Here is a 23,812-nt window from a genome sequence, read left to right on the forward strand (position 1 = left end):
TCTACCTCAACTTAGGGTTCAGAGCGTCACGCAGCCAGTCGCCCAGCAAATTCACGGCAAGCACAAGAGCCACCAGCACAACCGAAGGAAAGATGACCACCCACCAGATGCCCGAGAACAAATACTCGTTCCCGATCCGGATCAGAGTGCCGAGCGATGGCTGCGTTGCTGGCATGCCGACGCCCAAAAAGGAGAGTGTCGCCTCTGTCAAAACAGCCATGCCAAGGTTGATCGTCGCGATCACCAAAACGGGCCCGAGCACGTTGGGCAAAATGTGATGGATCATGATGCCGGTGCCCGAAACTCCGTTGATCCGAGCGGCCTGCACATATTCCTTTTGGCGTTCGACCATTGTCGAGCCACGAACCGTGCGCGCATATTGCACCCAGTTTGTCAGCCCGATCGCGAGGATCATGACCCAGATCGCGGCGTCAGCGTGACGCTCTGGCGGGAGCACGCCGCGGGCGACGCCATTGACGAGCAGGGCAACCAAGATCGCCGGGAAGCTGAGCAGAATGTCGGCCACGCGCATGATCGCGCCATCGACCATCCCGCCGAGAAAGCCGCCGAGCAAGCCCATCGTGATCCCCAGACCTGCGGCCAAGGCAACGCTGGCAAAGCCAACGATTAGCGACAGGCGCAAGCCGTATAATATGGAGGAGTAAAGGTCTCGGGCTTGCTGATCCGTGCCGAGTAGGTAGCGTGCGTCGCCACCTTCAACCCAAACGGGGGGAAGTTCGCTATCCCAGAGAAGGAGTTGCGACAGATCATAGGGGTTCTGGGTTGCCAGCATCGGCGCGAACAACGCCAAGGCAAACAATCCGATGAGCAAAAGGCTGGAAATTTTTGCAGTCCAGGACTGTCGAAAGCTCCAAGCGAGATCGCTTTCAAACATGCGGGATAGTGTGTTGGTTGTCATTGTTTTCCCTCCCGATCAATGTGCGGAGCTTGCGCTGTCGACGCGCAGGCGCGGGTCGAGCACGGCGTAAAGGACATCAACGGTTGTGTTGATGATAACGAAGATCAAGCTGACCAGAACCAGATAGGCGGCCATCACGGGCACATCACCAAAGCTGACGGCTTGGATAAAGAGCGCCCCCATCCCCGGCCATTGGAACACTGTTTCCGTGACAATCGCGAAGGCGATCAAGCCACCGAGTTGCAACCCGAAAATCGTGATGACGGGGATCAAGGTGTTTTTCAGCGCGTGGCGAAAGTTGATGGAGTTGTTGGTCAATCCGCGCGCCTTGGCGAATTTGATGTAGTCGGTGCGCAGCACTTCCATCATCTCGGCTCGTACCAGTCGCATGATCAGCGTGAGTTGGAACAGGCACAGCATGAATGAGGGTAGGATCAGGGCCTTGATGCCGGAAAGCGTAAGGAACCCGGTTGACCACCAGCCGATGTCGATAACCTTGCCCCGGCCAAACGACGGGAGCCAGCCGAGCCATACGGAAAAGACAAGGATCAATAAGATGCCTGTCACGAAGGTCGGCAGTGAAATTCCGATAAGTGATAGAAGCTGAAGGCTTTGAGCGGAAAAACTTCTCGGCCTGAGAGCCGTCAGAATGCCAAGCGGGATGCCTATTAGCAAAGACAAGCTGGCAGCGACGAAGACCAGCTCTGCCGTCGCCGGAAAGCGTTCGGACAGAAGCGTCGAAACAGGGCGGGCGTTGCGCCATGACAGGCCAAAATCCCCGGTCGCGGCACGGCCGACAAAGCGTCCGTATTGCACCCAGAGCGGCTGATTGAGGCCAAGGCGCTCGCGCACTGCTTCGCGCTCTTCAGTTGTGGCATTTTCGGCCACCAGAGAGTTCACAGGATCCCCCATGAAGCGAAACATCATGAATGCAATCAGCGCGACTGTCAGCATGACAAACACTGATTGAATAATACGACGGAGTAGGAAACCAAGCATGGCAGAACTCTCTCTTATGGCTGCATGAGGCAGTCATGGCGGCCGGGAACCCCCGGCCGCCGCAGTCTCACTTGTTGACGTTTGCGTACCAGAGGCGAACCAGATCATCTGGTGCTTGGGGCACCTTAACCGTGTCACGTGCGGCCCACGACAAAGGTTGCTGATGAAGCGGCAACCAAGGCACATCTGCTTTGGCAAGCATCAGGGCTTCTTGCATCATGGCCAGACGCTTGGGTTCATCCACTTCGATGGCGACGGCACGCGTAAGCTCATCAACTTTTGGGTTTGAATACCCCGGAGGTGTGAACGTGCCGTAGTTTCCGTCTTTGGTTGCCAGCATCGCAGACAGAACCGAGAAGCCATCGAGCATTGGCAATGTCGCCCAGCCGAGCATGTACACGTCAACTTTGGCTGTATCGACCTTTTGGAAGTGCATCTGACGCGGTTCTGTTACCAAGCGTGGTTCAAAGCCGGATTGCGCGAGCATCGCGGCCATGGCTTGGCAAATGCCTTCATCATTGACGTAGCGGTCATTCGGGCAATTCAGGTTGAATGCAAAACCGTCCGGGTAGCCAGCCTCTGCCAGCAGAGCTTTTGCTTTTGCCGGATCATAAGGCAGGCGCTCGTCCATTGCATCGGTAAAGCCTTTGACGGCGGGCGCGACAAGAGAGCCGGTTACGCGTGACTTTCCGCGCATGATGCGGTCGCGGATCAAATCCATGTTGATCGCATGATACATGGCCTGACGGACGCGCACGTCTTTCAAAGGGTTGCCTTCGACGTTTCCGTCGACAAGCTTATCGCTCATATTGATGCCCATCATAATGCTGCGCAAACCGGGGTTCTGGAGCATATGCACGCCGTCCGCCGCATTGATGCGCGCGGCGTCTTGAAGGGGGCTGGCTCGATCAGGTCGATCTCGCCCGAGAGCAAAGCGGCGACGCGCGTCGCGTCGGATCCGATTGGCGAGTGTTCAATCCGTGTGAGGTTGTGCTGGGGCGTGTCCCACCAGTCTTTGTTAACAACCAAGACGTTGAGCGCATCGGGCCGGCGGCTTTCCAGAATAAACGGGCCGGTGCCGTTGGCGTTGTTGGTTGTATAGCCCTCTTCGCCAAGGCCGGCATTGATGGGTTCGACCGAATTGTGCGCTTCGAGCCACCCCTTATCCATGATGAAGATGTTGGTCAGGTAGTTGTTGAGAAGCGGTGTCGGGCCGTCCAGAATGAGATCAACGGTTAGATTGTCTACAATCTCGACCGCTTTCAGGCCGGGTAGGTTTCCGGTGAGCGGCGATTTCAGATTTGCGGCGCGCATAAGAGAAACCTGCACATCGTCCGCACCGAAAGTTTCGCCACCTTGGAAGGTCACGCCTTCCCTAAGCTTGAAGCGGATGCGCGTTGGTTCGAGCACTTCCCACTCGGTGGCCAAGGCGGGCTCGACCTTCATCTCTGCGTCATAGCGGACCAGAGGTTCATAGATGTGGTGGGTGAAGATGTTGGTGAAACTATCGGTAGTTCCATGTGGGTCGAGTCCATAAATATCGCGCGCGGTAGCGTAGCGCAGTGTTTCAGCACTCGCTCCTGTCGCAATACATGTGACGGCGGTGGCGGTCATTAATAGCTGACGAAGCATAGTCATATATCCCTCTTGTTTTGGTGCTCACAGGGAATCTGACAAGAATCGAAAACCTGCGGCCCCTACATTGCACACATATTCCAATTAAATTGTCTACAATTTTATTTTCTTGTGCCGACAATCCTGTTGGAATAAATTTAAGATGTGCAAAATTTAACCAAGTAAGTCTGAGATCAATAGAGATGGCTGCCACCGATCCAAAGGCCGACACTCCGCAGGCGGAAATCTACAACCGGATCTGGTTGTCGATTGCTGAACGCAAGCTCAAACCGGGCACGCGGTTGAAAGAAGAAAAGCTGGCCGAGATATTTTCGGTCAGTCGTGCGCGTGTCCGCCGGGCGCTTGCCACTTTGGCGCATGAAGGGTTGGTGACATTGGTGCCCAACCGTGGTGCGTTTGTCTCGCAACCGTCAGCGGAAGAGGCGCGCGATATTTTTTTCGCCCGCCGGACAATTGAAGCCAGTCTTGTTGCGCGTCTCTGTGAGGCGGCCACGCCCGAAGCGCTTGAAAAGCTTGAGGCGCATGTTGCACAGGAATGGGCCGCGCGAGATGCAGGCGACATCAAAGCGTCAATCCGGCTGTCTGGCGGCTTTCATGCGTTGATCGGAGAACTCGCGGGGTCGCCCTATCTTTGGGACGTGTTGCGGGATCTGGTTTCTCGGACCTCGCTGATTATGGCGATGTATCAGACACGCAGCCAAACCCATTGCGGCCCTGATGAACATGCAGATGTCGTTGCGAGCATTCGAGAGGGCGACGCCTTGCGTGCGCAAGAGTTGATGAACCACCATATTGATCATCTGGAAGAGCAGCTTGATCTTGAGGACGACAGCGAAACCACTGATGATCTTAAGGATATTCTATTGTGACGTTGCCACATGACATTGTGATTCACTGCGCAACGATTGTCACTGTTGATGCCGAGCGCCGCGTGCTTGGCTCCGGTTGGATCGCTGTGGATGGCAACCAGATCGCGGCTATTGGGCAAGGCGAGCCGCCAGCGGCGAAGCGTGTGATAGATCGTCCGGGGCTGATCGCCCTGCCTGGCCTGATTGATACGCACTCCCACTCGGGGCACGGGCTTGTCCGGGCTGCGGGTGACGGTGACGGAGCGCTTTGGTTCAGAATTTGTGAAGAGATTTATGCCGGGGTGTCGACGCCTGAGTTCTGGCACGCAGAAGCGCGGCTTGCTCAGATGGAGCGTCTTTTGGGCGGTGTCACCACAGCGGTTTCCTTGCTCGGCGGTGGGGCCGATGTGATGAGGACAGATACCGGCGACGCTGGTGATGCGCATTGCGCGGCAACGGTTGAGTCTGGATTAAGGACTTTCATGGCGGTTGGGCCGGGTCGGTTGCCTTTCCCCAAACTGTTTGGCCCGGATAAACGCCCCGTGAGCTTTGATCAGCAAATGGAAGTGAGTGCAGATTTGATTGCACGTCACGATGATGTTCTTGGCCGACGCACGGGCGTTGCTTTGATACTGCCGGTCTATTCTTCAGATCATATGGCGGATCACGAGGCCGAAATTCGTCACATGTCCACCGAGATGCGGGATTTGCAGGATCGCACCGGAGTTTTGCTCACTCAAGACGGCCATCGCTCAGGGACAATCGCCCTTGCACGGGATCTGGGCTTGCTCTCTCCTCGCGCAGCGCTTGGCCATAGCATTGATCTGACGCCGGACGATTTTGATGCGCTGCGGGAGACTGGTGCGACGATCATTCACAATCCTTCGGCCATTATGTCGATCAACGGGAGATGCCCCGTTCCAGAACTTCTTGAAGCGGGCATTACGGTCAGCCTTGGGTCTGACGCCGGTGCGCCAGATCGGGGCTTTGATATGTTCCGCCACATGGCGCAAGCGATGCACTATCATCGCCGCCACTTCCAAGATGCGTCTGTTTTGCCGGAAGGGAAGACATTGGAGCTTTGCACAATTGATGCGGCCCGCGCCCTTGGTTTGCAGGATCATATCGGGTCACTTGAGGTCGGCAAGCGGGCGGATATCATTCTGCTCGATGGGCAAAAACCGCATCTCTGGCCCCCGGTCATGCCACTTAACCGCATTACGCATTTTGCGAATGCTGCAGATGTAGATACGGTTTTGGTCGATGGCCGTGTGCTTATGGAACGCCGGGAGGTTCCACACCTTGATCTTGAAGACATTCTGATCGAGGCCGAAAAGGCAGCTGATCGGGTCTTTTCAGATGCCAAACGCTTGGACACAAGAACGGAGTCTTCTCAGTCTTGGAGGCAAGCGAAGCGCTCAACCGGTTCATACCGCGCTGCGGGGTCTGATACTTAGAGAAAATCTTGCGCTGTTGTTTTCGGCGTTGCTGTGGGCTTGGTCGGGCTCAGGGCCATTCGGCGAATGACACCTCTTCTGTGCGGGTGCGGTAGAGCGGGGTGTAGGTGCGGCGGAATTGGGCCGGAGCGAGGCTTTCGTGGCGGCGGAAGAAGCGGGTGAAATAGGCGGCGTCGTTGAAGCCGAGCTTGTAGCCGATTTCGGCCACTTGCAAATCGGTGGTGACAAGCAGGGTTTTGGCCTCTTCCATCAAGCGGCGTTGGATGTGGCGATGCGGCGGCGTGCCGGTGGCGCGGCGCATCGCATCGTTCAACCGGTCGCGCGAAACGCCGAGGCGGCGGGCGTATTCCGCCACGGTCCAGTGGTTTTGCAGATGCAGTTCAACGAGGTTGAGAAAGCTGTCCGAGATACGGTGTGGCTGTGGCTCGGCGGCTTGAAGCGGCGGGGCGGCGGCACGCCAAATTTCGATCATCAGCAGCGAGACGCAATGGTGCAGGACGGTGTCGCTTCCCGGTGCCATTTCGTGCAATTCGGTTTCGATTTTGTCAAACAGGGCAACGAAAGCGCGGATCATTGCGGGCGACATATCGGGCAGGAAGATGCGGCGGCTGACCACTTGGCGGACATGGGCCGAGATCACGTCAGTGGGTAAGGCGCGGCCAAGGGCGCGTTCGGGCATGCGGATGAGATAGCCGCGGGTTCCTGCGGTCAGCGAAATGCGGGTGGACCAGCCGGTAGGCGCCCAGATCAGGCAGGGGCCGGGCACGTCGCGTTCGACCTCGTCAGACACAAAAGAGCCGCGCCCCGAGACGAGCAACACGAAGGTTGCGCGCCCGCCAGAGGTGGCAAATTCGGTGTTGGTGAGTGCGCTTTTGATACGCTCGGCCTGGATGGTTTGGCGGTCCATTTGGCGGTCCTGTTTGCGGCGGTGTTGGGCGGGCGGCGTGATGGGGGTTGGGCGCGCATTGCGTGGGTGGAGGTGATTTATTCCCACAAATGTACAATTATAATCACATAATGTCTATTATCGTGGATTGGAGAAGGGCGTAGCGTTTGTTTGTCCCCGCTTTGGGAGAAGTGCGGGATCGGGACGGCAGGTCGAACAGGCCGCGACGTTCCGCGACATTCTGGGAGGAAAAAGATGAAAAATTCGCTTTCAAAGGCGGCCCGTAGGGCGCGCCGGTTGACGACATGTGCGGTTGCGGCGCTTGCGCTTGCCGTTGGCGTGATCGGGGTAGAGGCGCAGGCGCGCGACAAGGTCACCTTTGGCTATGCCATTTCCAAATCTGGGCCCAACGCGGGCGGTGCGGATATGACCGTGACGCCGAATTACGAATTGTGGGTCAAAGAGGTCAATGACGCGGGCGGGTTGAAGATGCCCGATGGCAGCCGTTTGCCGATTGAAGTGATCGTTTATGACGACCGGTCCTCGGCCGAGGAGGTTGTGCGCGCGGTCGAGCGTTTGGCGACACAGGACAAGGTTGATTTCATCCTGCCGCCATGGGGCACGGGGTTTAACCTTGCTGTGGCGCCGTTGATGTCGAAGTTCGGCTATCCGCATCTGGCCGGTGCGGCGGTGACGGATAAGGCGCCGGATTTTGTCAAACGCTGGGACACGAGTTTCTGGTTCATGGGGGGCAGTGTTGATTACACAGCGGCCTTTGCAGACGTGCTGATTGCCGAGCGTGAGGCCGGGCGGATCAACGGCAAGATCGCCATGATCTCGGTCGCGGATGGCTTTGGTATTGATCTGGTCAAGGCGGCGCGTGAGACGTTCGAGAAGGCCGGGTTCGAAGTGAGCTATGACAAGACATTTCCGCCCCAGACATCAGATTTCTCGACCATCCTGAGCGAGGCGGCGAACACCAAGGCGGACACGTTTGTGGCGTTCAGCTATCCTCCGCATACTTTTGCGCTGACCAAGCAGGCGAAGGTGTCGAGCTTCAGCCCGCCGGTGTTTTACCTTGGCGTGGGCGCCGGTTTCCCGATCTATCCCAAGATCGCCGGTGGCTCGGTTGAAGGGGTTATGAGCCTTGGTGGGATCGACCCGAACAACAAGCTGAATTCTGACTATCGTGCCAAGCATGAAGAAGTGATCGGGCGGGCGCCGGATTACTGGGGTTCGGTGCTGATCTATGCATCGTTGCAGATGCTGGAGCAGTCGATCGAGCGGGTTGGTCTGGACAAAGCTGCGGTGGCCAAGGAGCTGTCGAGTGGCACATTCTCGACCGTGTTGGGGGCCGAGACTCGGCTGGAAAACAACCAGCTGCGCGCCATCAACTGGGTTGGTCAGTGGCAGGATGGTCAATTTGTGGCGGTGTCGGCCAAAGGCGGCGCGGGAACCGCTGCGGTGAAGCTGCCCAAGCCCGGTTGGGACTGATTCCGATCAACTGACCCGTCACCACCTGTCGGGCCGGGGAGCGGCGGATACGTCCGCCGCCTCTGCCCCCTCTTAACAAGGCTTGAACTTTCATGCTTGAACATGTCGTCAACGGGCTCGTGCTTGGCGGAACCTATGCGCTTGTCGCGATGGGGCTGACCATACAGTACGGTATTGCGCGGATCATGAACCTCGGGTTTGGGGATACGATCATCGCGGCCTGTTTTGCCACCTTTGTTTTGTTTACCACCCTGTCGATCAACCCGACTGTCGCGCTGCTGATCCTTGTGCCTGCGGGGTATCTGATCAGCGATGTGATTTATCGGGTGATCATGAAGCCGCTGGTGGCGCGCGCGCCGGATGAGGGCGCGCTTGAGGTGGACAGTATTCTGGTCACATTCGGGCTGCTGTTCGTCATTCAGGGCGTGCTTTTGACGCTCTTTGGCGGTGGCTATACCAGCTATACTTTCCTTAACACGCCGGTGAACGTTTTGGGATCGGTGGTGGCGGCCAACCGGCTTTTGGCGTTTGTGCTGAGCCTTGTGATTGGCGGGGTGCTGGTGGTTGTTTTGTTCCGCACCCGTTGGGGGATGATCCTGCGGGCGGTGGCGCTTGCGCCGAAAAGCGCGCCGTTGTTCGGGATTGATACCGACCGCGCGGCGCGCACGGCCTTTGCCATTGGGGGCGCGATGGCGGCGACCGGTGGTGTGGTTGTGTCGATGTTTCAGACCTTTACCGCAACCGCCGGTGTGGTTTTCACGATGAAGGCGCTGATTGTTGTCATCCTTGGGGGCAAGGGCAGCGTGCCCGGCGCGGTTGTCGCGGGGCTTTTGCTGGGTCTCGTTGAAACATTCGTGGCCGCCTACATTGATCCGGGGCTGACGCTGGCGGCGGTTTACACCGTGTTCCTCGCGCTGTTGCTGGTGCGGCCCAACGGCATTTTCGGAAAGGCGTGACGATGAAAACGATGCATGGTTTCGCTTTGGTCGCTGTTGCGGTTGTCTTGTTGGCGCTCGCTCCATTGTTTGTGTCCGAGTATTGGACCGGAGTCCTGTTGGGAATGACGGGCTATGTCACCCTGGCGACCGCATGGGCGTTGTTTTCCGGGCCGACGCGTTATGTGTCGCTGGCGACGGTCGCGTTTTTCGGGGTCGGGGCCTATACGGTGGCCGTTTTGAACGAGGTTCTGCCCTATCCATTGGTGCTGCTGTCTGCCGGGGGGATCGGCATGGTCATGGCCTTGGTGGTCGGCCTGTCGACGCTGCGCCTTGCCGGGGTGTATTTCGTGATCTTCACCTTTGGATTGGCCGAGTTGGTGCGCCAGACCGTGAGTTGGTGGGAGGTTAATGTGACCTACACGATGGGGCGCTATGTCTTTCTGCCATTCGAGGGGCGCCACATTTACTGGCAGCTATTGGCGTTGGCGGTTGTGACCTTCCTGATCTCTTGGGCGATCGGGCGGTCGCGCATCGGGCTGGCGCTAAAGGCGGTGGGCGATGACGAGAGTGTTGCCGCCCATGCCGGGGTTGATGTGACGCGCATCAAGCTGTTGTTGTTTGTCATATCGTCCACGATCATCACCCTTGTCGGGGCCATTCAGGCACCGCGCTGGACCTATATCGAGCCGTCGATTGTGTTTAACCCAACGGTCAGCTTTATGACGCTGATCATGGCGCTATTGGGCGGGGCGATGCGGCTTTGGGGGCCAATGGTGGGGGCGGTTCCGCTGTTCTTGCTGTTTGAATGGCTCTCGGTCAGCTTTCCCGATCACTTTTCAATCATCCTTGGGCTGCTGTTTATCCTGATCGTATTTGTCATGCCGAACGGCGTGTTGGCCAAGATCGACGATCTGCGCAAGGGAGGCCGGGCATGAGCAAGACGCTGGAAATCCGCAATTTGCACAAACGCTTTGGTGGCTTGGTTGCGGTCAAGGATGTCTCGTTCGCGTTGCAACCCGGCGAGGTTGTGGGCCTGTTGGGGCCGAACGGGTCGGGCAAGACGACCGTGTTGAACATGATCTCGGGCGCGTTGCCCTGTGATGGCGGGCAGGTTCTGATTGGTGATACCGACATCACCCGGATGAAGCCGCATAGGGTGGCCAAACACGGGGTCGCGCGGACGTTTCAATTGGTGCGCCCGTTGCCGACGTTGAGCGTGGCGGAGAATGTGTTGTTGTCGCTGGCGTTTGGCAAAAAGCGGCATTGGGGGCGCGAGGCGCGCGATCTGGCCGAGGAGAAGCTGCGGTTTGTCGGGCTGGCGGGGCGCGGCGATGAGCAGGTCGGTAACCTGACCTATATCGACCAGAAACGGATGGAGATGGCGCGTGCGCTGGCTTCGGAGCCGGACCTGTTGTTGTTGGACGAATGGCTGGCGGGGTTGAACCCGTCGGAGTTGCGCATCGGTATCGACCTTGTGCAGCATTTGCAGGGGCAGGGGATGACCGTGCTGTTGGTGGAGCACATCATGGAGGCGGTGCGCGCGCTGTGTTCGCGGTGCATCGTGATGAGCGCGGGCGAGAAGATCGCCGAGGGGCTGTCAGCCGAGGTGTTGCAGGAGCCAGCGGTGATCAAGGCCTATCTGGGGGATGATCATGCTTGAGCTGAAGGATATGACCGTTCGCTATGGCAAGCATTTGGCGGTTGATGGCGTGAGCTTTGCCGTCAGCAAGGGCGAGGTTGTCGTGGTGTTGGGCGCGAATGGCGCGGGCAAGTCGACAATGCTTAAGGCGATCGCGGGGATGGTTCCCACCGCCGGGGGCGCGGTGACGTTAAACAATGAGGTTCTGAGCGGGGTGGCGGCGCATAAGGTCACCAATCGCGGTATCGCGCTGGTGCCTGAGGGGCGCGGCGTGGTCGGGCGCATGACGGTTGAGGAAAACTTGCGGCTGGGGGCGACCCCGGCGCGGGCGCGCAGCCACGAGGAAGAGACGCTGGCGCAGGTTCTGGACATTTTCCCACGGCTGGGCGAGCGGCGAAAACAGTTCGTTCACACGATGTCGGGCGGCGAGCAGCAGATGGTGGCCGTGGGGCGCGCAATGATGTCCAAGCCCGAGTTTTTGTTGCTGGACGAGCCGAGCCTTGGCCTTGCTCCAATTGTGGTGGGGGACATGTTCAAAGCGCTGGCGCGGGTGCGCGAGACCGGCGTGGGTCTGTTGATCGTCGAGCAGAATGTGAAGATCAGCCTACGCCATGCAGATCGCGGATACCTGCTTGAGGCGGGGCGGATCATCGGCGCGGGCACCTCGGATGAATTGATGAATGATGCGGCTGTCAGGCACGCCTTTTTGGGCGGCGATATGTAAATGGAGAAGAACATGAGCGTTTTGGACCTTTTGATTGATGGTGAGAAAGTGCAGGGCCAAGGGGGGCGGACGTTTACCCGCAACAACCCGCTGACCGGAGGGGTGGCGACCGAGGCCGCCGCCGCCGCCACGGTTGAGGATGCCAACCGGGCCGCCGATGCCGCCGCGCGGGCGTTTCCAGAATGGTCGAACACCGGCCCGGCGGCGCGGCGCAGCCTGTTGATGGCGGCGGCGGACAACCTTGAGGCCCGCGGGGCGGATATTGCCGCAGCCATGGCAGAGGAGTTGGGCGCAACGGCGGCCTGGGCGGGGTTCAACGTGATGTTGGCGGCGGGAATGCTGCGCGAGGCAGCGTCGATGACCACCATGATCAAGGGCGAGATCATCCCGTCGAACCGCCCCGGCTCAATGGCGATGGCGATCCGCCAACCGGCGGGTGTGGTGTTGTCGATGGCCCCTTGGAACGCGCCTGTGATCCTTGGGGTGCGCTCGATCGCGATGCCTTTGGCCTGTGGCAACACGGTGGTGATGAAATCCTCCGAGCTTAGCCCGCGCACACATGCGCTTATCGTTGAGGCGATGCAGGAGGCGGGATTGCCCAAGGGGGTGTTGAACGTGCTGTCCAACGCGCCGGATGATGCGAATGAGATTGTCCAAGCGTTGATTGAGCATTCGGCTGTGCGCCGGGTGAATTTCACCGGCTCGACCCGGGTGGGGCGGATCATTGCCAAGCTGGCGGCCGAGAACCTCAAGCCTGCGTTGCTGGAACTGGGTGGGAAGGCCCCGATGGTGGTGCTGGAGGATGCCGATCTTGATGCTGCGGTCGCTGCTGCCGCTTTTGGTGCGTATATGAACCAAGGTCAGATTTGCATGTCGACCGAACGGTTGGTGGTACATGAAGCGGTGGCCGACGAGTTTGTCGAAAAGCTTGCCACGAAGGTGCGGAGTCTGACGGTGGGCGACCCGCGCGAGGGCAATACCTCGCTCGGCTGTGTCGTGGACAGCGGCGCGGTGGCGCGGATCATGGGGCTGGTGCGCGATGCCGAGGACAAGGGTGCCAAGATCGTCGCGGGCGGCCATGCGGATGGCGTTTTGATGGAGGCGACCCTGCTTGATCATGTCACGCCGTCGATGCGGATCTATACCGAGGAGAGCTTTGGTCCGACCGCATCGGTGGTGCGCGTGGCCAGCATCGACGAAGCGGTTCGGGTGGCCAATGACACCGAATATGGCCTGTCGGCGAGCATTTTCGGGCGCGACACCGTGCGGGCCATGGCCGTTGCGCGGCGGATCGAAAGCGGCATTTGCCACATCAACGGCCCCACGGTGCATGACGAGGCGCAGATGCCATTCGGCGGCGTCAAGGACTCGGGCTATGGCCGGTTTGGCGGCATGGCGGCGATTGAGGAATTCACGACGCTACGCTGGATCACCGTTCAGGATGGTCAGCCGCAGTACCCGATTTAAGGGGCGCGCGATGTTCGATCTTGAGGGCAAAGTGTGTCTTGTCACTGGCGGGGCCGGGTCGATTGGCATGGCGTCGGCGCGGCTTTTGCGGGCGCAGGGCGCGCGGTTGGCTTTGATTGATCTCGACCTTGCGGCGCTTGACGCGGCCTGTGGCGAGGCGTTTGGCGCGGCGGCGGGAGAGGTTCTGTGCATCGCCGCGGATGTGACCGACGAGGCGCAGGTGCGCCGCGCGATTGCGCGCACGGTGGAGCGGTTTGGCAGGCTGGATGTGCTGATCTCGAACGCGGGGGTGTTTGGCACCGTGGCGCCGATTGAGGACTATCCCACCGAGGTGTTTGACACCGTCATGGCGGTGCATGTGCGCGGGGCGTTTTTGCTGGCCAAACATGGCGTGCCGCAGATGGAAAAGGGGGGCAGCATTGTGCTGACCTCAAGCGTGGCGGCGACGCGCGGCGATCCGGGGGTTTACGCCTATATCACGGCGAAACATGCGCTGACCGGCTTGATGCGGGTGCTGGCCAAGGATCTGGCACCGCGCGGCATTCGGGTGAATGCCATCGCGCCGGGGCCGGTTGATAACGGCTTTCAAAAAGCGGTGGAGGATGGCTTGGGCCGCGAGATCGGGCGGGATGGGACCGCGTTTTTCAACGAAATGATCCCGATGGGGCGCCACGGCACGGCGGCAGAGATTGCCGCGTCAGTGCTCTATCTGGCGTCGGCGCAATCGGGGTTCACCACCGGCCATTTGTTGATGGCCGATGGCGGCATGTCGGTGTGAGCCTAGCGGAACAACCCGTCGATATAAGCGGCGCCGAGGCCGACCTTTTCATAGTGCTCCTTGCACATGGCGATATATTGGTGGACGTCGAAATAGCCATCGGGTTCGCCATCTTCGTCGAGCCAGATCAGCGGGCCTGTGACCTTGAAGTGGACCTTCATCGGGTCGGGGTGGTCGTAGGCGACGAGAGTGTGGCCTTCGCCCGGAGTTTCATAGACGAAATCACCGGCGGTCGCGATCCAGTCGTGTTCAAGGTAGCCCCATTTGCCCGAGATCGTGTAGGCGAAGACCTCATGCGGGTGGTAGTGCCGGTTCACCAGCCCCGGCCCGGTGGCCATGAGCACATCGCACCATTGGTTCTTGCTGGGCGAAATCCAGAGCGGTTTGGAGAACACGGTTTCGGTGAAGGGCACATAGTAGCGCATGTCGTCATCGGCGATGTTGGGCAGGTAGACTTCGGGCGATGCGTCGGGCTGAAACACTTTGGTGATCGGTTTAAGGTCGCGCCAGAATTCGGGGCCGGATTCGGGGCCCGATCCGGGGGCGGTGGATTTTTCAGTCTTGGCTTCACTGGGCTTGGGGGCGTCGTGCATTCTGGGTCTCCTCGTTTTGATGGCGGTTTAGCTTTTGATCGCGGTGGCGAGGTCTGTGGCGGCGCGTTTCAGGGCGGGTTCGGCGCGGGCGGTAAACCGTGCGTCAAACCGGCTGAGCGTGCCGAAGGCCGAGAGGGTCAGCGAGGCGCGCCCCGATGTGGGTGTGACGGGGACCGAGACAGCGGCGATGTCGGGTTCGTTGTCGCCGCGATTGAGCGCATGCCCGTCGGCGCGCACGCGGGCGAGAACCGGTTCAAGCGCGGCCAGCTCCTCGGGCGGGGTGCCTTGGGTGGTGGCCCATTGCGCGCGTTCGCGGGGCGACATTCCGGCAAGGAACAGCCGCCCCTGAGCGGTTGGCAGCATTGGCAGCGTGGTCCCTGTGCGGATATGAACCGAGATCGGGCGCTGCGCCAGAGACACCGCCACGCAGAGCGGCCCGCGCGGGGTGAAGCGGCAGGCCATCACCGATTCACCCAGCTCCTGTTGCAAGCGATCCAAACAGAGTTGAAGCCCCGGCGGCAGGGGGGCGAGGTCTTCGGCCATACGACCGAGCCGCGCCAGACGCGGGCCGGGGGCATAGGCGCCACGGCGCACGGTTGTGAGCGCCCCGACCGCTTCGAGCGTCGTGAGGAAGCGATGTGCGGTGGCGTTGGAGAGGCGCAATTCGCGTGCGACCACCTCGACCGTCAGCTCGGGGCGGGCGTCGTTCAGAAGGTCGAGCGCGTCGAAAGCTTTCATCACCGAGAGGTTGATCGGGGTGGCCATGGGGGAGGCTCCGTTTAGGGGACTTGACCAAAATTGCCCTTTCACCTCACTATATGCAAATAGAATCTCATTATCTGCAATTGTAGGGCGTGCGCAGGGTGGGGGCATCAGAAGAAGCGTTGGGAAAGGCGTGTTGAATGGAAGATAATTCGGCGATTGCCGCAGGCGGTGCGATCTTTGGCAAGCTCAAGGCGCTGGGCGTGGATTATGTCTTTGCCAATTCGGGCACGGATTTTCCGCCGATCATCGAAGGGTTGGTGGAGGCGCGCCGTGCCGGGCTTGATCTGCCGACACCGATTACTGTGCCGCATGAGCACGCGGCGGTGTCGATGGCGCATGGGTATTGGCAGGTGACGGGGCGCCCGCAGGCGGTGTTGCTGCATACCAATGTCGGGCTGGCCAATGGTGCGACGGCGGCGATCAACGCGTGGTGCGATCAGGTGCCGATGATCCTTATGTCGGGGCGCACACCGGTGAGCGAGCACACCCGGTTCGGGGCGCGCACGGTGCCGATTGGCTGGGGTCAGGAGATGTTCGATCAGGAGGCGTTGATCCGCGAGACGACGAAGTGGCACTATGAGCTGCGCTTTGCGGACCAGATTGCCGAGTTGATGGATCGGGCGTGGGCGATTGCCAATTCAACGCCCAAGGGGCCGGTCTATTTGAGCCTGCCGCGAGAGGTGCTGTGCGAGGCTTGCCCGCCTGAGGGGCTGGATGCGCCGTCGCGGATGGCGCCGGTGAGCACCGCGCCGGACCCGGAGGCGTTGGCCCGCGCGGCGCAGGCGCTTGCGGGGGCGCAAAATCCGCTGATCATTGCGCAGCGCGGCGCGGGGAACGCGGCGGGATTTGCCGCGCTTCAGGCGCTTTGCGAGCGTTATGCGCTGCCGCTGTCGCATTATTGGTCGAACCAGTTGGCCATGCCGTTGTCGCATCCCTGTCAGGTTGGGGCCGATCCCGGTCCGTGGCTGCAAGAGGCGGATGTGGTGCTGGTGCTGGATTCGCTGGCGCCGTGGTTTCCCGACAAGGTCAGCCTGCGCGGTGATGTGACGGTGATCCATGCCGGGCCGGACCCGCTTTTTACCCGCACGCCGGTGCGCAATTTCGCGGCCGATATCACGCTTGCCGGGCCGACGGATCGGGTGATTGGGGCGCTAAACGCGGTGTTGGAGAGCCAGACGCCCGAGAGCGCGCAGTTGGTGGCGCGCCGTGCGCGGATTGCGGATGCGGCGGAGGCGGCACGGGCAGGTGCCGTCAAGGCGGCGCAAGCCGGGGCGGGCGCACCGATGAGCAAGGAGTGGGTGAGCCTGTGTCTGGGGCAGGCGATCAAGGTGCAGGCGCAAGAGCATGGCCGTCGTTCCACCGTCTTTCACGAGTTGGGCTGCCCTTTGATGCCGCTCGATCTGGACCAGCCTGACAGCTATTTTCAGGAGCCGCATTCGGGGGGCTTGGCTGGGGTTTGCCGGCGGCGATCGGGGCGCAGATGGCGTGCCCCGATAGGTTGGTGTTCGCCACCATGGGCGACGGAAGTTACATGTTCGCCAACCCGACCGCCTGTCATCTTGTGGCCGAGGCGCATGATGTGCCGGTGATTGTTTTGGTTCTGAACAACGAGGAATGGGGGGCGGTGCGCCATTCGGTTGAGGGTTTATACCCCGATGGCGCGGCGCGGGCCGCGAATGAGGTGCCGTTAACCTCGCTTCGCCCAAGCCCGAATTTCACCCGCACCGCCGAGGCCAGCCGCGCCTGGACCGAGACGGTGAGTAACGGGGCGGATCTTCCTGCTGCGTTGGAGCGGGCCATCAAGGTGGCGACTAGCGAGCGGCGGCAGGTTCTGCTTAACATCGCGATTGCACGGACTGCGCCGCATTGAGCGGTTGCGCCGCCCCGGCGGGATGAGCCGCCGGGGTATTTGGGGATGCGCCTTTAGAAATCCCAGTCTTCGTCTTCGGTCGCGACCGCCTTGCCGATGACATAGGAGGACCCCGAGCCGGAAAAGAAGTCGTGGTTTTCGTCCGAATTGGGCGAAAGGGCGGCCATGATGGCCGGGTTCACCTTGCAGGCGTCATCGGGGAAAAGAGCCTCAAAACCGAGGTTTTGCAGCGCCTTGTTGGCGTTGTAATGCAGGAAGTTTTTCACGTCTTCGGTTAGGCCGAGCCCGTCGTAGAGCTGCTCGGTATAGCGCGCTTCGATGTCGTAGAGATCAAACAGCAGCGAGAAGGCGAAATCCTTGAGTTCGGTGCGCTGGGCCTCTGGCAGGCGTTCCAGCCCGCGCTGGAATTTATAGCCGATGTAATAGCCGTGGATCGCCTCGTCACGGATAATGAGGCGGATCAGATCGGCGGTGTTGGTCAGCCGCGCGCGCGAGGACCAATGCATCGGCAGGTAGAAGCCCGAATAGAACAGAAAGCTCTCCAGAAACACGCTGGCGATCTTTTTCTTGAGCGGGTTCGCGGCGGTGTCGTATTCGTCGAGGATCAGCCGGGATTTCGCCTGTAGATGTTCGTTTTCGGCGGACCAGCGGAAGGCTTCGTCGACATCCGAGGTTTGGCAGAGGGTTGAAAACACGGAAGAATAGCTGCGCGCATGGACCGCCTCCATGAAGGCGATGTTGCTGAGCACGGCTTCTTCGTGCGGGGTGATGGCATCGGCCATCAGGGTGGGCGCGCCGATGCTGTTCTGGATCGTGTCGAGCAGGGTGAGGCCGGTGAAAACGCGGGTGGTGAGCTGGCGTTCATCGTCGGTCAGCTGTGACCAGCTTTGGATGTCGTTGGAGAGCGGCACTTTTTCCGGCAGCCAGAAATTCACCGTGAGGCGGTTCCAGACGTCGAGGTCGATGTCGTCTTCGATCCGGTTCCAGTTGACGGCTTGAGGAACGGGGCGGGGGTGATCAGGTCTTTCATGGCGGGCCTCACAGAGAGCAGGAAACGCAGCCTTGCACTTCGGTCCCGGTGAGGGCCTCTTGGCGCAGGCGGATGTAATAGATTGTTTTGATGCCCTTTTTCCATGCGTAGATCTGGGCGCGGTTGATGTCGCGGGTGGTGGCATCGGCGGGGAAGAACAGCGTCAGCGACAGGCCTTGGTCCACGTGTTGGGTGGCGGCGGCGTAGGTGTCGATGATCGCGTAGGGGCCGATTTCATAAGCATCGCGATAGTAGTCGAGATTGTCGTTGGTCATATAGGGCGCGGGGTAGTAGACGCGCCCGATTTTGCCCTCTTTGCGGATTTCGATTTTCGAGGTGATCGGGTGAATCGAAGAAGTGGCGTAGTTGATATAGCTGATCGAGCCGGTGGGCGGCACGGCCTGTAGGTTGCGGTTGTAAAGCCCGTCGGCCATGACCGCATCGCGCAGGGCGCTCCAGTCGTCGCGGGATGGAATGGCGATACCGGAGTTGGCGAAGAGGTCGCGCACGCGGTCGCTTGCCGGTTGCCAGTCTTGGCTTACGTATTTGTCGAAAAACGTGCCATCGGCATAGCTGGAGGCCTCGAACCCTTTGAACATCTGGCCACGTTCGCGGGCCAGCGCGTTTGAGGCGGTAAGCGCGTGGAACAGCACCGTGCAGAAGTAGATATTGGTGAAGTCGATGCCTTCCGGGCTGCCGTAGTGGATGTTTTCACGGGCGAGATAGCCATGCAGGTTCATCTGGCCCAAACCGATGGCGTGACCTTGGTCGTTGCCTTTGCGGATCGAGGGCACGCTGTCGATTGCGGACATTTCCGACACGGCGTTGAGCGCGCGAATTGCTGTGCCAACGGTGCCGGCCAGATCGCCGCCATCCATGGCGCGGGCGATGTTCATGCTACCGAGGTTGCAGGAAATGTCGGTGCCCATTTGCGCATAGCTTAGATCGTCGTTGAATTCGGAGGCTTCGTTGACCTGAAGGATTTCCGAACAGAGGTTCGACATGGCGATGCGGCCAGCAATCGGGTTGGCGGCGTTCACCGTGTCTTCGAACATGATGTAGGGGTAGCCGCTTTCGAATTGGATTTCGGCGATGGTTTGAAAGAACGCACGGGCGTTGATCTTGGATTTGCGGATGCGCGGGTCATCGACCATTTCGGCGTATTTCTCGGTCACGGAAATCTCGGAGAAGGCGCAGCCGTAGACTTTTTCAACGTCATGGGGCGAGAAGAGATACATGTCTTCGTTCTTTTTCGCCAATTCAAAGGTCACATCGGGGATGACCACGCCCAAGGAGAGCGTTTTGATGCGGATTTTCTCGTCTGCGTTCTCGCGTTTGGTGTCGAGGAAACGCAGGATGTCGGGGTGGTGGGCGTTGAGATAGACGGCACCGGCGCCTTGGCGCGCGCCAAGTTGGTTGGCGTAGCTAAAGGAATCCTCGAGCAGTTTCATCACCGGGATCACGCCGGAGGATTGGTTTTCGATGCCTTTAATGGGCGCGCCGTGCTCGCGGATATTGGTGAGCATCAGGGCCACGCCGCCGCCGCGTTTGGAGAGTTGCAGGGCCGAGTTGATGCCGCGCCCGATGCTTTCCATGTTGTCTTCGAGCCGGAGCAGGAAGCAGGAGACAAATTCGCCGCGTGCCTTTTTTCCGGCGTTGAGGAAGGTCGGGGTTGCGGGCTGAAAGCGACCCGAGATCACCTCGTTCATCAGGTGCATGGCAAGGTCGGTATCACCACGTGCCAAAGTCAGGGCGTTCATCACGACGCGGTCTTCGTAGCGTTCGAGATAGCGGCTGCCGTCGCGGGTTTTCAGGGTGTAGGAGGTGTAATATTTGAACGCGCCGAGGAAGCTGGGGAAGCGAAATTTCAGCGCGAAGGCGGCGTCCCAGATTGTGTGCAGGAAAGCGCGGTCATATTGCGCCAGCACGTCAGGGTCGTAGTAACCTTCGTCGATGAGATAGCGCAGTTTTTCGTCCAGCGAGTGGAAGAACACGGTGTTGCGGTTCACATGTTGCAGAAAATACTGGCGGGCCGCCATACGGTCGGCTTCGAACTGGATGTGGCCCTTGTCGTCGTAAAGGTTCAGCATCGCGTTCAGCGCATGGTAGTCGAGATCGGCGGTTACGCTTGCATCAAGCATGGGGTGTCCTTTTGGGCAGCGGCGAACCGGGCGAGGCCGGAACGGATGTTGGAGAGGTCGGTGTCGGTTCCGGCCAGTTCGAAACGGTAGAGCACGGGGACGCCGCATTTGGCAGCGATGACATCCCCGGCGCGGGCAAAGGTGGTGCCGAAATTCCTGTTGCCGCCGGCGATAACGCCGCGCAGCAGGGTGCGGGTGGCGGGTGCGTTCAGGAAGCGGATCACCTGTTTGGGGACAGCGTGACGGCCCATTCCATCGGCGTAGGTCGGGCAGATCAGCACGAAAGGCGCACCGATCTGTGGCAGGGGGTCAGACTGGCGCAAAGGCAGGCGCGTCGCGGGCAGGCCGAGGCGTGCAACAAGCCGAGCAGTGTTGCCCGATCCGCCGGAGAAATAGACAAGCTGCATCCGCGCGCCCCCGCTTCAGGCCCGGCTTAGGACAGGCGGCTAATCATGTCTGGGCGGAACCCGGCCCAGTGATCATCACCAGCCACAACGACGGGGGCCTGACGATAGCCCATGGCCTGAACCCGGTCCATCGCCGTGGAATCCTGTGTCAGGTCAATGAGGTCATAGGCGAGGCCGCGCGCGTCGAGCGCCCGAGTGGTTGCGGTGCATTGAACGCAGGCGGGTTTAGAGTAAACGGTGATGGTCATGTCGGTCTTTCCAATGTTTGAGCAGAGATCGGGAAAGGGACACGAGACAGGGAAGCGCGTGGTGCTGCGCCCCGAAAATCACGTGCCCGGACCCTCCGTCCGCGGTCGTCGTTCATTTGGCTTTGGCAGGTCTCCTGGCTTACGGCTCGAATGCCTCTGGCCCGCCTTCCCGGTGCTGTTGCACCAGTGGTTTCGGGCCTTGGCTTGCCGTTGACAGTTGCGGGGGCAGCGCCGGAGTCTCACCGGTTTCCCTATTCGCTCGCGATGCGAGTCGCGAACACCAAAGCAACAGCATATAGATGTGAATGGTGTGTTGCTGTCAATATATAGATTTTCAGAAAGGGGAGACTATTTGCAATGGTGGCGTTGTCAGGGGCCGATGCGGGTGGCTGTGGTGCGCGGTGGGCAGGTGGTGCGCCTGTTGCTCATGCAGCAACAAACGCAAACCTAGATTACAGTTGTGCGCGCGGGCCCGCTCACATCCGCATGCGCGGAACTTTGTTGGGATCAAGTTTCAGCTCAACAATGATCGGGCCTTTGCGTTCGTCGATCGCTTTGATGGCGTCTTCGAGGCCCTCGGGGGAGGTGACCTCTATCCCTTCGCCACCAAGAGATTTGGCGACCTCGGTGAAGGAAGGCCATTGAAACTCGGTCAGGGACGGGTCCATTTGCCGATCGAGCATTTGGATATGTTCCGCGCCATATGCGGAGTCATTGCAGATGATCACGATGAGATCGCGGTTCGTGCGCACAGCGGTGTTGAATTCATTCGCGCCGCCCATCATGAAGCCGCCATCCCCCATGAAGAGCACAACAGGACGGTCGGGAGCACCATGCGCCGCGCCGATTGCTTGCTGCATCCCCTGGCCGATGGCCGCGAAGTTATCGCTCATGTGGAAGCTGTTGGGATCAGGCACGCCAATGCGGCACCAGACCTCGGTGATGTAACGCCCGCCATCCGTAAGCATGATGCGGTTTTCCGGGAGCGCCTCGTTCAAGCGGTCCAGAGCGTATTCGAAATTGATGCAGCCGTCTGAGGCGATGGTTGCATCGCCTTTCGGGTGGACGGAGAGATCGTGTGCGGGCAGTTCTTTGGAGAAGCCGGAGGGGGCGATTTCGGCTTCGTCCATCCAGAAGAGGATGTTGTCGGCGGTTTCAGCCGCGTCGGCGATGAGCACGGCATCGGGTTGATAGAATGCGCCGACATCAGCGGTGCTGTTGTTGACTTGAATGACGCGTTTGCCTTTTAGCAATTCGCCGCGGTCGGTTGTCAAAAAGTGCATCCATGCTCCGAAGACGATAACGCAATCCGCAGCGCCGATTACGTCATAGGCCTCTGCTGTGCTGAGCGTGCCAAAGTAGCCGATGTTGTTGGGGTGGCCTTTGAACAGGCCGGTGCCTTTGAGGGTGGTGGCGAGCGGTGCTTCGAGCCGTTCGGACAGGGCAATCAGGTTGGCTTTGGCCGACACAGCGCCCGCCCCTGCGAGGATCAGGGGGCGTTTGGCGGAGGCGATCATGCCGATGGCCTCTTCATGCTCGGAGCCTTGGGTGATGACCGTTGCGGGTTGGGAGAAGGGGAAAACGACGGTCTCGTGTTTGACCTCGGCCCACATGAAGTCTGACGGGATGTTCAGCACAATGGGGCGGCGTTCCTTGCGGGCGCGGTAGAAGGCGGTGGCAACATCACGCGCGGCAGTGTCGGGTGATTTGACCTGTTCGAAGCCTGCGCCCGTGGCTTTGACGACTTCGCGTTGATCAATGTTTTGCGGGTGAAACGGGGCCATGACGGGCGTGTCGCCGCACAAAAGGACCATAGGGCGGCGGGCAACCACGCCTTCGCGCAGCGCGGTGAAGCAATTGGTCAGGCCGGGGACCTTGGGTGACGGTGGCGACGCCGGTTTTGCCGGTCACTTGGCCATAGGCCTGTGCCATCAAGACTGTGCCGCCTTCGTGGGCGGCAGGCACGAGCGTTCCGCCGCAGCCGCTTACAAAGTGGTTGGCCATGAAGAGATTGGCGTCTCCGACCAGGCCGAACATGGTGTCGATGTCATGATCGCGCACGGCTTGGGCGATGGATTGGTGCATGTATTCTATTTGGTCTGGCAACTTTGTATTCCTTTGACGGCGGGCGGGTTTGAAGGCGATATTTGTCGGCTTAGTGCGACAGGAAAACGGGCACCTTGGCGTCACGAATGACATCGGTTGTGACACCGCCAAAGACATCGTGACTGAATTTGCTATGTTCGAATGCGCCCATCACAACCAGTTTGGCGGACAGGTCCTGTGCTGCGGATAAGAGGGTTTCGGCGATGGAGCCCTTACGGGGGTAAACAACGCTTTGCGCGTTGATCCCATGACGCCCGAGGTTGCGCAGCAAATAGTCCGTTCCAGGGGCTTGTTGTGATCCAACCGTCAGCAGGGTGACTTGGGCTTTCTTTTCAAGGCCAACCATCGCATCGCCAATCGCGCGGGCGGAGGAGCGTTTGCCGTCCCATGCCACGAGCGCGTGTTCGGCCAGCCCTTCGGCCTCATAGCCGTCGGGAATGACCAGCACCGGGCGGCCGCTGCGCAGGGCGATCAGGTCGGGGTTGGCGGACAGATGCGCTTCGGTTTCAAGATGCGAATGCGCGCCGGTCACGACCAAATCAAACGCACGCGCAAATTCGGAAAGGGTGGTCCCGTCGCCGGCGTTGAGGTCAACAAAGTCGGATCGGTCTTCGAAACCGGCCTCGGCGGTGATGGTGCGAAACCGCTCGGCGATTTCCGCTTGGCGCTGGGACTGGGCGTCAAAAAAGGTTTTGAGGAAGCTTTTCGGGACAGAGCCGCGCAGGGTGCGTTCGAGATCGCTCTGGCTATGCCGCAAAACGCCGGTGACCCATGCGTTATGGTGTTTTGCCAGACGCAGGGCATAGCGCAGGCCGCTGCCTTTGGAGGCGTCGCCGCTATAGGCGCTCAGGATGGATTTTATCGTCAT

At 60.0% G+C, this 23,812-nt stretch carries 24 protein-coding genes, 1 pseudogene and 1 riboswitch; of the genes and pseudogenes, 11 read left to right on the forward strand and 14 right to left on the reverse strand.

Translation table 11 applies throughout. The annotated features are described in order from the left end of the window. Nucleotide 1: 1 nt before the first annotated feature. From N4R57_02625 to N4R57_02640, 4 genes are all read right to left on the reverse strand, one after another. The gene (locus N4R57_02625) at nt 2-919 is read right to left on the reverse strand and encodes an ABC transporter permease (GenBank protein UYV38018.1); all 918 of its coding nucleotides are present in this window, start codon (nt 917-919) and stop codon (nt 2-4) included. Between the two features lie 15 nt (nt 920-934). After that, nucleotides 935-1,918, reverse strand: a complete 984-nt coding sequence (locus N4R57_02630) for an ABC transporter permease (GenBank protein ID UYV38019.1) — start codon at nt 1,916-1,918, stop codon at nt 935-937. Between the two features lie 67 nt (nt 1,919-1,985). Beyond that, complete coding sequence (locus N4R57_02635) at nt 1,986-2,771, reverse strand: ABC transporter substrate-binding protein (protein UYV38020.1); 786 nt, start codon at nt 2,769-2,771, stop codon at nt 1,986-1,988. After that, nucleotides 2,738-3,556 carry an ABC transporter substrate-binding protein gene (locus N4R57_02640; protein ID UYV38021.1) on the reverse strand — a complete coding sequence of 273 codons (819 nt, stop codon included), beginning with the start codon at nt 3,554-3,556 and terminating at the stop codon, nt 2,738-2,740. Before N4R57_02640 ends, N4R57_02635 begins: the two co-directional genes overlap by 34 nt. Before the next feature lie 179 nt (nt 3,557-3,735). Here N4R57_02640 and N4R57_02645 point away from each other — a divergent pair, with 179 nt between their 5' ends. Both N4R57_02645 and N4R57_02650 read left to right on the forward strand, forming a co-directional pair. Beyond that, complete coding sequence (locus N4R57_02645) at nt 3,736-4,422, forward strand: GntR family transcriptional regulator (GenBank protein ID UYV38022.1); 687 nt, start codon at nt 3,736-3,738, stop codon at nt 4,420-4,422. After that, a complete protein-coding gene (locus N4R57_02650) occupies nt 4,419-5,858 on the forward strand; it encodes an amidohydrolase family protein (protein ID UYV38023.1) in 1,440 nt (479 codons plus the stop codon). Before N4R57_02645 ends, N4R57_02650 begins: the two co-directional genes overlap by 4 nt. A 49-nt stretch (nt 5,859-5,907) precedes the next feature. Here the strand turns inward: N4R57_02650 and N4R57_02655 are convergent, their stop codons facing one another. Further along, complete coding sequence (locus N4R57_02655) at nt 5,908-6,765, reverse strand: AraC family transcriptional regulator (GenBank protein ID UYV38024.1); 858 nt, start codon at nt 6,763-6,765, stop codon at nt 5,908-5,910. 234 nt (nt 6,766-6,999) lie between these two features. Here N4R57_02655 and N4R57_02660 point away from each other — a divergent pair, with 234 nt between their 5' ends. The 7 genes from N4R57_02660 (at nt 7,000) to N4R57_02690 (ending at nt 13,784) form a co-directional block, all read left to right on the forward strand. Continuing rightward, nucleotides 7,000-8,238 carry an amino acid ABC transporter substrate-binding protein gene (locus N4R57_02660; GenBank protein UYV38025.1) on the forward strand — a complete coding sequence of 413 codons (1,239 nt, stop codon included), beginning with the start codon at nt 7,000-7,002 and terminating at the stop codon, nt 8,236-8,238. Nucleotides 8,239-8,330: 92 nt separating this feature from the next. Continuing rightward, on the forward strand, nt 8,331-9,194 hold the full coding sequence (locus tag N4R57_02665) for a branched-chain amino acid ABC transporter permease (GenBank protein ID UYV38026.1): 864 nt from the start codon (nt 8,331-8,333) through the stop codon (nt 9,192-9,194). 2 nt (nt 9,195-9,196) lie between these two features. Beyond that, nucleotides 9,197-10,111, forward strand: a complete 915-nt coding sequence (locus N4R57_02670) for a branched-chain amino acid ABC transporter permease (protein ID UYV38027.1) — start codon at nt 9,197-9,199, stop codon at nt 10,109-10,111. After that, nucleotides 10,108-10,836: an ABC transporter ATP-binding protein gene (locus tag N4R57_02675; protein ID UYV38028.1), complete on the forward strand. Its 729-nt coding sequence runs from the start codon at nt 10,108-10,110 to the stop codon at nt 10,834-10,836. The genes N4R57_02670 and N4R57_02675 overlap by 4 nt, the downstream gene beginning before the upstream one ends. Further along, on the forward strand, nt 10,829-11,539 hold the full coding sequence (locus N4R57_02680) for an ABC transporter ATP-binding protein (protein ID UYV38029.1): 711 nt from the start codon (nt 10,829-10,831) through the stop codon (nt 11,537-11,539). The genes N4R57_02675 and N4R57_02680 overlap by 8 nt, the downstream gene beginning before the upstream one ends. Nucleotides 11,540-11,551: 12 nt before the next feature. Next, nucleotides 11,552-13,006, forward strand: coding sequence for an aldehyde dehydrogenase (locus N4R57_02685; GenBank protein UYV38030.1), 1,455 nt, complete (start codon nt 11,552-11,554; stop codon nt 13,004-13,006). 10 nt (nt 13,007-13,016) lie between these two features. Then, nucleotides 13,017-13,784: an SDR family oxidoreductase gene (locus N4R57_02690; GenBank protein UYV38031.1), complete on the forward strand. Its 768-nt coding sequence runs from the start codon at nt 13,017-13,019 to the stop codon at nt 13,782-13,784. A 2-nt stretch (nt 13,785-13,786) separates the two neighbouring features. Here the strand turns inward: N4R57_02690 and N4R57_02695 are convergent, their stop codons facing one another. Both N4R57_02695 and N4R57_02700 read right to left on the reverse strand, forming a co-directional pair. Then, nucleotides 13,787-14,377: a 2,4'-dihydroxyacetophenone dioxygenase family protein gene (locus N4R57_02695; protein UYV38032.1), complete on the reverse strand. Its 591-nt coding sequence runs from the start codon at nt 14,375-14,377 to the stop codon at nt 13,787-13,789. A 27-nt stretch (nt 14,378-14,404) separates the two neighbouring features. After that, nucleotides 14,405-15,142: an IclR family transcriptional regulator gene (locus tag N4R57_02700; GenBank protein ID UYV38033.1), complete on the reverse strand. Its 738-nt coding sequence runs from the start codon at nt 15,140-15,142 to the stop codon at nt 14,405-14,407. Nucleotides 15,143-15,279: 137 nt separating this feature from the next. Between N4R57_02700 and N4R57_02705 the strand changes: the two genes are divergently transcribed. Then, a complete protein-coding gene (locus N4R57_02705; GenBank protein UYV38034.1) occupies nt 15,280-16,731 on the forward strand; it encodes a thiamine pyrophosphate-requiring protein in 1,452 nt (483 codons plus the stop codon). Continuing rightward, nucleotides 16,623-17,012, forward strand: coding sequence for a thiamine pyrophosphate-dependent enzyme (locus N4R57_02710; protein ID UYV38035.1), 390 nt, complete (start codon nt 16,623-16,625; stop codon nt 17,010-17,012). Before N4R57_02705 ends, N4R57_02710 begins: the two co-directional genes overlap by 109 nt. Nucleotides 17,013-17,065: 53 nt before the next feature. Here N4R57_02710 and nrdF read toward each other — a convergent pair. From nrdF to N4R57_02745, 7 genes and pseudogenes are all read right to left on the reverse strand, one after another. Continuing rightward, nucleotides 17,066-18,016, reverse strand: a pseudogene (gene nrdF, locus N4R57_02715) (class 1b ribonucleoside-diphosphate reductase subunit beta). Between the two features lie 34 nt (nt 18,017-18,050). Then, complete coding sequence (nrdE, locus tag N4R57_02720; protein UYV38036.1) at nt 18,051-20,183, reverse strand: class 1b ribonucleoside-diphosphate reductase subunit alpha; 2,133 nt, start codon at nt 20,181-20,183, stop codon at nt 18,051-18,053. After that, complete coding sequence (gene nrdI / locus N4R57_02725) at nt 20,165-20,590, reverse strand: class Ib ribonucleoside-diphosphate reductase assembly flavoprotein NrdI (GenBank protein UYV38037.1); 426 nt, start codon at nt 20,588-20,590, stop codon at nt 20,165-20,167. Before nrdI ends, nrdE begins: the two co-directional genes overlap by 19 nt. A gap of 26 nt (nt 20,591-20,616) precedes the next feature. Beyond that, nucleotides 20,617-20,838 (reverse strand): glutaredoxin-like protein NrdH, encoded by a 222-nt coding sequence (nrdH, locus tag N4R57_02730; protein ID UYV38038.1) that lies wholly within the window; start codon nt 20,836-20,838, stop codon nt 20,617-20,619. A 106-nt stretch (nt 20,839-20,944) separates the two neighbouring features. Beyond that, a riboswitch (cobalamin riboswitch) is annotated at nt 20,945-21,138 on the reverse strand. Between the two features lie 176 nt (nt 21,139-21,314). Further along, complete coding sequence (locus tag N4R57_02735) at nt 21,315-22,652, reverse strand: thiamine pyrophosphate-dependent enzyme (GenBank protein UYV38039.1); 1,338 nt, start codon at nt 22,650-22,652, stop codon at nt 21,315-21,317. After that, nucleotides 22,594-22,944 (reverse strand): thiamine pyrophosphate-binding protein, encoded by a 351-nt coding sequence (locus tag N4R57_02740; protein ID UYV38040.1) that lies wholly within the window; start codon nt 22,942-22,944, stop codon nt 22,594-22,596. The genes N4R57_02735 and N4R57_02740 overlap by 59 nt, the downstream gene beginning before the upstream one ends. 49 nt (nt 22,945-22,993) lie before the next feature. Further along, the gene (locus tag N4R57_02745) at nt 22,994-23,812 is read right to left on the reverse strand and encodes a universal stress protein (GenBank protein ID UYV38041.1); all 819 of its coding nucleotides are present in this window, start codon (nt 23,810-23,812) and stop codon (nt 22,994-22,996) included.

The sequence above is a fragment of the Rhodobacteraceae bacterium D3-12 genome (assembly GCA_025916135.1).
In the GTDB taxonomy this organism is placed as follows: Bacteria; Pseudomonadota; Alphaproteobacteria; order Rhodobacterales; family Rhodobacteraceae; genus JAKGBX01.

What these genes read in the sequence shown, in the direction of transcription:
- nrdE (UYV38036.1), bottom strand. Translation starts at nt 20,183, where the DNA reads ATGCTTGATGCAAGCGTAACCGCCGATCTCGACTACCATGCGCTGAAC.
- N4R57_02690 (UYV38031.1), top strand. Translation starts at nt 13,017, where the DNA reads ATGTTCGATCTTGAGGGCAAAGTGTGTCTTGTCACTGGCGGGGCCGGG.
- N4R57_02630 (UYV38019.1), bottom strand. Translation starts at nt 1,918, where the DNA reads ATGCTTGGTTTCCTACTCCGTCGTATTATTCAATCAGTGTTTGTCATG.
- N4R57_02660 (UYV38025.1), top strand. Translation starts at nt 7,000, where the DNA reads ATGAAAAATTCGCTTTCAAAGGCGGCCCGTAGGGCGCGCCGGTTGACG.
- N4R57_02680 (UYV38029.1), top strand. Translation starts at nt 10,829, where the DNA reads ATGCTTGAGCTGAAGGATATGACCGTTCGCTATGGCAAGCATTTGGCG.
- N4R57_02655 (UYV38024.1), bottom strand. Translation starts at nt 6,765, where the DNA reads ATGGACCGCCAAACCATCCAGGCCGAGCGTATCAAAAGCGCACTCACC.
- N4R57_02640 (UYV38021.1), bottom strand. Translation starts at nt 3,556, where the DNA reads ATGACTATGCTTCGTCAGCTATTAATGACCGCCACCGCCGTCACATGT.
- N4R57_02735 (UYV38039.1), bottom strand. Translation starts at nt 22,652, where the DNA reads ATGGTCCTTTTGTGCGGCGACACGCCCGTCATGGCCCCGTTTCACCCG.
- N4R57_02665 (UYV38026.1), top strand. Translation starts at nt 8,331, where the DNA reads ATGCTTGAACATGTCGTCAACGGGCTCGTGCTTGGCGGAACCTATGCG.
- N4R57_02710 (UYV38035.1), top strand. Translation starts at nt 16,623, where the DNA reads ATGGCGTGCCCCGATAGGTTGGTGTTCGCCACCATGGGCGACGGAAGT.
- N4R57_02635 (UYV38020.1), bottom strand. Translation starts at nt 2,771, where the DNA reads ATGCTCCAGAACCCCGGTTTGCGCAGCATTATGATGGGCATCAATATG.
- N4R57_02685 (UYV38030.1), top strand. Translation starts at nt 11,552, where the DNA reads ATGAGCGTTTTGGACCTTTTGATTGATGGTGAGAAAGTGCAGGGCCAA.
- N4R57_02625 (UYV38018.1), bottom strand. Translation starts at nt 919, where the DNA reads ATGACAACCAACACACTATCCCGCATGTTTGAAAGCGATCTCGCTTGG.
- nrdI (UYV38037.1), bottom strand. Translation starts at nt 20,590, where the DNA reads ATGCAGCTTGTCTATTTCTCCGGCGGATCGGGCAACACTGCTCGGCTT.
- N4R57_02675 (UYV38028.1), top strand. Translation starts at nt 10,108, where the DNA reads ATGAGCAAGACGCTGGAAATCCGCAATTTGCACAAACGCTTTGGTGGC.
- N4R57_02645 (UYV38022.1), top strand. Translation starts at nt 3,736, where the DNA reads ATGGCTGCCACCGATCCAAAGGCCGACACTCCGCAGGCGGAAATCTAC.
- N4R57_02700 (UYV38033.1), bottom strand. Translation starts at nt 15,142, where the DNA reads ATGGCCACCCCGATCAACCTCTCGGTGATGAAAGCTTTCGACGCGCTC.
- N4R57_02695 (UYV38032.1), bottom strand. Translation starts at nt 14,377, where the DNA reads ATGCACGACGCCCCCAAGCCCAGTGAAGCCAAGACTGAAAAATCCACC.
- N4R57_02745 (UYV38041.1), bottom strand. Translation starts at nt 23,812, where the DNA reads ATGACGATAAAATCCATCCTGAGCGCCTATAGCGGCGACGCCTCCAAA.
- nrdH (UYV38038.1), bottom strand. Translation starts at nt 20,838, where the DNA reads ATGACCATCACCGTTTACTCTAAACCCGCCTGCGTTCAATGCACCGCA.
- N4R57_02670 (UYV38027.1), top strand. Translation starts at nt 9,197, where the DNA reads ATGAAAACGATGCATGGTTTCGCTTTGGTCGCTGTTGCGGTTGTCTTG.
- N4R57_02705 (UYV38034.1), top strand. Translation starts at nt 15,280, where the DNA reads ATGGAAGATAATTCGGCGATTGCCGCAGGCGGTGCGATCTTTGGCAAG.